5 protein-coding genes are annotated in these 8,908 nt (G+C 68.0%); 4 read left to right on the plus strand and 1 reads right to left on the minus strand.

Annotated features, from left to right (window positions below; all coding sequences use genetic code 11):
- Positions 1-1,316: short-chain fatty acyl-CoA regulator family protein (locus Q4F73_RS07980; RefSeq protein ID WP_303358824.1), on the minus strand; the 1,316-nt coding region annotated here is incomplete at its 3' end.
- Positions 1,317-1,488: 172 nt separating this feature from the next.
- On the opposite strand from Q4F73_RS07980, the gene prpD reads away from it, so the two are divergent.
- From prpD to Q4F73_RS08000, 4 genes are all read left to right on the plus strand, one after another.
- Positions 1,489-3,003: a 2-methylcitrate dehydratase PrpD gene (prpD, locus tag Q4F73_RS07985; RefSeq protein WP_303358825.1), complete on the plus strand. Its 1,515-nt coding sequence runs from the start codon at positions 1,489-1,491 to the stop codon at positions 3,001-3,003.
- On the plus strand, positions 3,003-3,932 hold the full coding sequence (gene prpB, locus Q4F73_RS07990) for a methylisocitrate lyase (protein ID WP_303358826.1): 930 nt from the start codon (positions 3,003-3,005) through the stop codon (positions 3,930-3,932). The genes prpD and prpB overlap by 1 nt, the downstream gene beginning before the upstream one ends.
- Positions 3,933-3,949: 17 nt before the next feature.
- Positions 3,950-5,110, plus strand: coding sequence for a bifunctional 2-methylcitrate synthase/citrate synthase (locus Q4F73_RS07995; RefSeq protein ID WP_303358827.1), 1,161 nt, complete (start codon positions 3,950-3,952; stop codon positions 5,108-5,110).
- A 311-nt stretch (positions 5,111-5,421) separates the two neighbouring features.
- Positions 5,422-8,835 (plus strand): pyruvate carboxylase, encoded by a 3,414-nt coding sequence (locus Q4F73_RS08000; RefSeq protein WP_303358828.1) that lies wholly within the window; start codon positions 5,422-5,424, stop codon positions 8,833-8,835.
- The last annotated feature ends 73 nt before the right edge of the window (positions 8,836-8,908 follow it).

The following is an 8,908-nucleotide window of genomic DNA, read 5'->3' on the forward strand; positions in this document are numbered from 1 at the left end:
GTGGTGTAGGAGAAGTCCAGGGTGGCGTCGAGGTCGACGACCACCTGGCGGCCCGCGTGGGGGAACGCGCGCTGTGGGCAGCGTTCCCGGGGGCAGGTTGTGCACCCGGGGCCGATGGGGGTCGCTGAGGTGGGGGAGAGGTCCAGGCCTTGCGCGTAGACGAGACGCTCGGCCTGTTCGAGATCGCAGCCCAGGCCCACGGCGAACTCCTTGCGGGGCTGCCCGAAGCCGTGGATCTGGCCCGCGACGGTCCGGGCGATCCACAGGTAGTGGCGCCCGTCCGGCATACCCGCCACCTGGCGGGTCACCCGTCCCGGGGTCTCGAAGGCACGGTGGATCACCCACAGGGGGCAGGAACCGCCGGAACGGGAGAAGTGGAAGCCGGTCGCGGACTGCCGCTTGGAGATGTTGCCGGCGCGGTCGGTGCGGACGAAGAAAAAGGGGACGCCGCGGTTTCCGGGGCGGTTGAGCGTGGATAAGCGATGGCACGTCGTCTCGAATCCGGTGCCGAAGTGCACGGCGAGGCGATCGATGTCGTAGCGGACGTCCTCGGCGGTGGTGAGCATCTGCTCGTAGGGCATGACGACGGCCGCCGCGAAGTACTGGGCGAGCGCCAGGACGGCGATCTCGCGGGCCTCGTCGGTCGGGAGCTCGGCGGCGAGTTCCTGCAGCTTCTCGGCGTGCCCGGTGAGGCCGTACTGCAGGGCGAGTTCGAAGCATAGCTGGGCCTCCGAGAGTCCGGTCCGCAGATGGAGTTCCCTGGTCTCCGGGTGGTAGACGCGCCGGGGGCCGGAGGTGAGCTTGCGGAAGCGGACGATGACGCCGAGGTCGCGGTCGAGGGAGGTCGATAAGCGGGTGAGGCGCAGCTGGGGTTCACCGAGGCGGCGGGCGAGGTCCTCGCCGAGGGTGTCCAGGGCGTCGACGTAATTATGGGCCTCGTAGAAGAAGTCGCGGACGAGGCGGTAGGGGGAGTCGTCCCCCCGCACGGGCGCGCGGTCGGCCAGGTCGAGGACCTCGGTGACCAGATCGGGGTAGCGGGCGGCCAGATCGGCCAGCTGGTCGTCGGGGACGGTGGGGAAGGCGTCGCGAAGCTCACTGATGGTGCGCGCGTCGTGGTCGGGGGAGAAGAAGGCGGGGTCGACGTCGAAGTGCTGGGACAGTGCCATGAGCACGGTGACGGTCAGGGGGCGCTGGTCGTTCTCCAGCTGGTTGAGGTAGCTGGTCGACAGGCCGAGGCGGCGGGCCATCTCCTGCTGCGTGAGGTTGCGACCACGCCGCAATGTGCGGATCCGTGCCCCCGCGAAGTGCTTGCTCATGTGCGGGCCTTTCCGTCGATTAGCGCCCTGACAAGGGGTTTATGCAAGTTTTGCAGAAACTGCGATGTGATGCCACAAGTTTACGCCCGCTTTACTGTGACTCCCAACACAGAATTCGCACTACTGTGAGGGCCAACGCATCGTCCACTCACATGAGGAGTAGCCCGACACCATGATCAACCACACCGTGCGCACCTACCGCTCCGCCGAGGATTTCCCCCACGAGGAGCACCTGGCCTACAAGATCGCCCGCGTCGCCGCCGACCCCGTCGAGGTTCCGGAGGAGACCAAGGAGATGATCATCAACCGCATCATCGACAACGCCTCCGTCCAGGCCGCCTCCGTCCTGCGCCGCCCGGTCACCTCCGCCCGTGCCATGGCCGCCGCCCGCCCCGTCACCGACGGCCGCGGTGCCTCCGTCTTCGGCCTCAAGGGCAAGTACGCCGCCGAGTGGGCCGCCCTGGCCAACGGCACCGCCGTCCGCGAGCTCGACTTCCACGACACCTTCCTCGCCGCCGACTACTCCCACCCGGGTGACAACATCCCGCCGATCCTCGCCGCCGCCCAGCAGGCCGGCAAGGGCGGTCGCGAGCTCATCCGCGGCCTGGCCACCGGCTACGAGATCCAGGTCGACCTGGTCCGCGGCATCTGCCTCCACGAGCACAAGATCGACCATGTCGCGCACCTCGGCCCTTCCGCCGCCGCCGGCATCGGCACCCTCCTCGACCTCGACGTCGAGACCATCTACCAGGCCATCGGCCAGGCGCTGCACACCACCACCGCCACCCGCCAGTCCCGCAAGGGTGAGATCTCCTCCTGGAAGGCTTTCGCCCCGGCCTTCGCCGGCAAGATGGCCATCGAGGCCGTCGACCGTGCGATGCGCGGCGAGGGCGCCCCGTCCCCGATCTGGGAGGGCGAGGACGGCGTCATCGCCTGGCTGCTGTCCGGCCCGGACCACGAGTACACCGTCCCGCTGCCGGGTGAGGGCGAGGAGAAGCGCGGCATCCTCGACACCTACACCAAGGAGCACTCCGCCGAGTACCAGTCCCAGGCCCCGATCGACCTGGCCCGCCGCATGGGCGAGGCCCTGGCCGCCGAGGGCAAGGACCTGGCGGACATCGAGTCCATCGTCCTGCACACCTCGCACCACACCCACTACGTCATCGGCACCGGTTCCAACGATCCGCAGAAGTTCGATCCGCAGGCCTCCCGCGAGACCCTCGACCACTCGATCATGTACATCTTCGCCGTGGCACTGGAGGACCGCGACTGGCACCACGAGCGCTCCTACGCCCCGGAGCGCGCCAATCGCCCGGAGACCATCGAGCTGTGGCACAAGATCTCCACCGTCGAGGACGCCGAGTGGACCCGCCGCTACCACTCCACCGACCCGAACGAGAAGGCCTTCGGCGCCAAGGCCGTCATCACCTTCGCCGACGGCACCGTCGTCGAGGATGAGCTGGCCGTCGCCGACGCCCACCCGCTCGGAGCCCGCCCGTTCGCCCGCGAGCAGTACATCGCCAAGTTCCGCACCCTGTGCGAGGGCGTCGTCTCCCAGGAGGAGCAGGACCGCTTCATCGCGGCCGCCGAGAACCTGGAGAACCTCACCGACCTGGCCGAGCTCAACATCGAGATCGACGAAGACGTGCTGGCGCAGGCTCCCACCGTGGGCGAGGGTCTGTTCTGATGGCCGGCCTGTTCTCCTCCCCGGTGACGCCGACGGAGCGTCGTAAAGCATTCCGTGACGGGCTGACCAGCGGGAAGATCCAGAAGTTCCCGGGCGCATTCTCCCCCCTGGTCGCCCGCGCGATCCAGGAGGCCGGCTTCGAGGGCGTGTACGTCTCCGGTGCCGTCGTCGCCGCCGACCTGGCCCTGCCGGACATCGGACTGACCACCCTCACGGAGGTCGCGCACCGCTCCCGTCAGATCGCCCGCGTCACCGACCTGCCCGTGCTTGTCGACGCCGACACCGGTTTCGGTGAGCCCATGTCCGCCGCCCGCACCATCTCCGAGTTCGAGGACGCCGGAGTCGCCGGCTGCCACCTCGAGGACCAGGTCAACCCGAAGCGCTGCGGCCACCTCGACGGCAAGGAGGTCGTGCCGACCGACCTCATGCTGCGGCGCATCACCGCGGCGGTCAACGAGCGTCGCGACGATCAGTTCGTCATCTGCGCGCGTACCGACGCCGCCGGTGTCGAGGGCATCGACTCCGCCATCGAGCGCGCCAAGGCCTACGCCGACGCCGGCGCGGACCTCATCTTCACCGAGGCGCTGCACACCCCGGCGGACTTCGAGAAGTTCCGTAAGGCCGTCGACGTGCCGCTGCTGGCCAACATGACCGAGTTCGGCAAGTCCGACCTGTTGTCCGCCCAGCAGCTGGAGGATCTCGGCTTCAACGCCGTGATCTACCCGGTGACCACCCTGCGCATCGCCATGGGCCAGGTGGAGGAGGCGTTGAGCGAGATCGCCGAGACCGGCACCCAGACCGGGTGGGTCGACCGCATGCAGCACCGCTCCCGCCTCTACGAGCTGCTCCGCTACAACGAGTACAACGCCTTCGACCAGGCCGTGTTCACCTACTCCGCCGACACCTACCAGCCCACCTTCACCCAGTAACCACCCTCTGAAAGGGGATGAGCACCATGTCCGAGAACAACAACCCTGAGGTCCGCAAGGGACTCTACGGAGTCATCGCCGACTACACCGCCGTGTCCAAGGTCATGCCGGAGACCAACTCCCTGACCTACCGCGGTTACGCCGTCCAGGATCTGGTCGCCGAGTGCTCCTTCGAGGAGGTCTTCTACCTCCTGTGGAACGGTGAACTGCCCACCGAGGAGCAGCTGGCCGAGTTCAACCAGCGCGGCCGTTCCTACCGCAAGCTCGACGCCGGCCTGATCTCCCTCATCCACTCCCTGCCCACCGACTGCCACCCCATGGACGTCATGCGCACCGCCGTGTCCTACATGGGCACCAAGGATCCGGAGCACTTCACCCCGGACGCCGACCACATCACCCACGTCGGCCACAACCTCCTCGCCCAGCTGCCGATGGTGCTGGCCATGGACATCCGCCGCCGCCAGGGCCTCGACATCGTCGCCCCGGACCCGGACAAGTCCGTCGCCCACAACCTGCTGTCCATGGTCTTCGGCAACGGTGAGGATTCCCCGGCGTCGAACCCGGATGATGTGCGTGACTTCGAGAAGTCCCTCATCCTCTACGCCGAGCACTCCTTCAACGCCTCCACCTTCACCGGACGCGTGATCACCTCCACCCGTTCGGACGTGTACTCCGCGATCACCGGTGCCATCGGCGCCCTCAAGGGTCCGCTGCACGGTGGCGCCAACGAGTTCGTCATGCACACCATGCTGGCGATCGACGATCCCGCCAAGGCCGCCGACTGGGTCAACAACGCCCTGGACAACAAGGACCTCATCATGGGCTTCGGTCACCGCGTGTACAAGAAGGGTGACTCGCGCGTGCCGTCCATGGAGCAGTCCTTCCGTGATCTCGCCGCGCGTCACGACGGCGCCAAGTGGGTCGAGATGTACGAGAAGATGCGCGACGCCATGGACGCCCGCACCGGCATCAAGCCGAACCTGGACTTCCCGGCCGGCCCGGCGTATCACATCCTCGGTTTCCCGGTGGACTTCTTCACCCCGCTGTTCGTCGTCGCCCGCATCGCCGGCTGGACCGCCCACATCGTGGAGCAGTACAACGACAACTCCCTGATCCGCCCGCTGTCTGCCTACAACGGCCCGGAGCAGCGCCAGGTCACCCCGCTGGCCGCCCGCTAAGTCTCACGACGCAGGCAGGCGAGATCGATGAATCCCACGGCACTGCCCACACAATGGGGTGGGTGGCGTGGGATTTGTCGTGTACGGCGCCCCGGGAGTTTCCGGCCTGCGGAACAAAATAGTGCTTATCGACGCCCCGTGCGCGGTGTCCGGAATCGGGCATCAACCAGGATATTCGTGTCTGGTTACCCGCGTTCCGTGGGACGAAACCCCCCGCTGATGACCCGTATTATTGCGATACTGTGGTGAGGAAGAGAGTCCACCTCCTCTCAGACGCACCCCCGACATGACGTTCGGAAAGGACCCCCAACGTGGCCACAACCACTCTGCCTGCCTTCAAGAAGGTACTTGTCGCCAACCGTGGCGAAATTGCTGTCCGTGCCTTCCGCGCCGCTTTCGAGACGGGAGCCGCCACTGTTGCGGTCTATCCGAAGGAGGACCGCAACTCCCACCACCGCTCATTCGCCTCCGAGGCCGTGCGCATCGGCACCGAAGGGTCCCCGGTGAAGGCCTACCTCGACATCGACGAGATTCTGCGTGCGGCCAAGAAGACGCACGCCGACGCCGTCTACCCCGGCTACGGCTTCCTCTCCGAGAACGCCCAGCTGGCGCGCGAGTGCGCCGAGAACGGCATCACCTTCATCGGCCCGCCGCCGGAGGTCCTCGACCTCACCGGTGACAAGTCCGCCGCCGTCGAGGCCGCCAAGAAGGCCGGCCTGCCGGTCCTGCAGGATTCCGAGCCCTCCACCGACATCGATGAGCTGGTGGAGATGTCGAAGGACTTCACCTTCCCCATCTTCGTCAAGGCCGTCGCCGGTGGTGGCGGTCGCGGCATGCGTTTCGTCGAGAAGCCCGAGGACGTCGCCCAGCTCGCCGCCGAGGCCTCCCGTGAGGCGGAGGCCGCCTTCGGTGACGGTCACGTCTACCTCGAGCGCGCGGTGCTCAACCCGCAGCACATCGAGGTGCAGATCCTGGCGGACGCCACCGGCGACGTCATCCACCTCTACGAGCGGGACTGCTCCCTGCAGCGCCGCCACCAGAAGGTCGTCGAGATCGCCCCGGCCCAGCACCTGGATCCGAAGCTGCGCGACCAGATCTGTGAGGACGCGGTGAAGTTCTGCCGCTCCATCGGCTACCAGTGCGCCGGCACCGTGGAGTTTCTCGTCGATGAGAAGGGCAACCACGTCTTCATCGAGATGAACCCGCGCATCCAGGTCGAGCACACCGTCACCGAGGAGGTCACCTCGGTCGACCTGGTCAAGGCCCAGATGCACATCGCCGCCGGCGCCACCCTCAAGGAGCTGGGCCTGTCGCAGGAGAGCATCCAGCTCCACGGCGCGGCCCTGCAGTGCCGCATCACCACCGAGGACCCGGCGAACAACTTCCGCCCGGACACCGGCACCATCACCGCCTACCGCTCCCCGGGTGGCGCGGGTGTGCGTCTCGACGGCGCCGCCTCCCTCGGCGGTGAGATCTCCCCGAACTTCGACTCCATGCTGGTCAAGATGACCTGCCGTGGCGCCGACTTCGCCACCGCCGTGGCCCGCGCCCAGCGCGCACTCAACGAGTTCACCATCTCGGGTGTGGCCACCAACATCGGCTTCCTCCGGGCCCTGCTGCGGGAGGAGGACTTCCAGACCAAGCGCATCTCCACCGGCTTCATCGCCGAGCACCTGCACCTGCTGGCGGCTCCGCCGGCCGATGACGAGTCCGGCCGGATCCTCAACTACCTGGCCGACGTCACCGTCAACCAACCGCACGGCAAGCGCCCCACCGAGATCCGCCCGGTGACCAAGCTGCCGATCCGGGAGGACAGCCCGCTGCCGCGTGGTTCCCGCGACGTGCTGCGTGACCTGGGGCCGAAGCGCTACGCCGAGGAGCTGCGCAACCAGGACGCCCTGGCCGTCACGGACACCACCTTCCGTGACGCCCACCAGTCCCTGCTGGCCACCCGCATCCGTTCCTCCGCGCTCGTCGCCGCCGGCCACCACGTCGCCCGCATGACCCCGGAGCTGCTCTCCGTGGAGGCCTGGGGTGGGGCGACCTACGACGTCGCGATGCGCTTCCTCCACGAGGATCCGTGGGAGCGTCTCGACGCTCTGCGCCGGGCGATGCCGAACATCAACATCCAGATGCTGCTGCGCGGGCGCAACACTGTCGGCTACACCCCGTACCCGGACAGCGTCTGCCGCGCCTTCGTCACCGAGGCCGCCGACTCCGGTGTGGACATCTTCCGCATCTTCGACGCCCTCAACGACGTCTCGCAGATGCGCCCGGCGATCGAGGCGGTCCTGGAGACGAACACCTCCGTCGCCGAGGTCGCCATGGCGTACTCCGGCAACCTCCTCGACCCGAACGAGAACCTCTACACCCTCGACTATTACATGCACCTGGCCGAGGAGATCGTGGAGGCCGGCGCGCACGTCCTGGCCATCAAGGACATGGCGGGACTCCTGCGCCCGACGGCCGCGTCCCGCCTGGTCAAGGCCCTGCGCCGCAACTTCGACCTGCCGGTCCACGTGCACACCCACGACACCGCCGGTGGTCAGCTGGCCACCTACCTGGCCGCCGCGCAGGCCGGTGCCGACGCCGTCGACGGTGCCTCCGCCCCGCTGGCCGGCACCACCTCGCAGCCCTCGCTGTCCGCGATCGTCGCCGCCTTCGCCGACACCCACCGCGACACCGGTCTCTCCCTGCAGGCCGTCTCCGATCTGGAGCCCTACTGGGAGGCTGTCCGCCAGCTCTACGCCCCCTTCGAGGCGGGCGTGCCCGGCCCGACCGGCCGTGTGTACAAGCACGAGATCCCGGGCGGCCAGCTGTCCAACCTGCGCACTCAGGCCAAGGCCCTGGGGCTGGAGGACCGCTTCGAGCTCATCGAGGACTACTACGCCGCGGTCAACGACATGCTGGGCCGTCCCACCAAGGTGACCCCGTCCTCCAAGGTCGTCGGCGATCTGGCACTGCACCTGGTGGGCGCCGGTGTGGATCCGCACGACTTCGCCAGCGACCCGCAGAAGTACGACATCCCGGATTCCGTCATCGACTTCCTCCGCGGTGACCTGGGCAACCCGCCCGGCGGCTGGCCGCTGCTGCGGGAGAAGGCCCTGGCGGGCCGTTCCACCAAGGAGTCCTCGCTTGTCGACGTCCCCGCCGAGGACGAGGCTGCACTGGCCAGCGAGGACCGCCAGACCCGCCGCTCCACCCTGGACAAGCTGCTGTTCCCGAAGCAGGCCGCTGAGTTCGCCGAGCACCGCCGCCAGTACGGCAACACCGCCGCCCTGGAGGACCGCGTGTTCTTCTACGGGCTCAAGGAGGGCGAGGAGAACGTCATCCGCCTGCTCGGCGAGAAGGATCAGCCGCCGATGGTGGTGCGTCTCGACGCCGTCGGTGAGCCCGACGACAAGGGCATGCGCCAGGTCGTGGCCAACGTCAACGGCCAGATCCGCCCGATGAAGGTCCGCGACCGCAACGTCGAGTCCGTCACCGCCTCCGCGGAGAAGGCCGACGCTTCCAACCAGGGCCATGTGGCCGCACCGTTCGCCGGTGTGGTCATGGTCCACGCCAAGGTCGGTGACGAGGTCAAGGCCGGCGATCCGGTGGCCGTCATCGAGGCCATGAAGATGGAGGCGACGATCACGGCCACCAAGGACGGCGTCATCGAGCGCGTCGCCCTGGCTCAGGCCACGAAGGTGGAGGGCGGCGACCTCATCGTCGTCATCGGCTAGACTGGTGGTCAACAGCCAGTAGAGACCGTGAACCCGGGGTGCTCGCCGCCAGGCCGCCCCGGGTTCCGTCGAT

The organism is Corynebacterium sp. (assembly GCF_030535495.1).
GTDB lineage: Bacteria > Actinomycetota > Actinomycetes > Mycobacteriales > Mycobacteriaceae > Corynebacterium.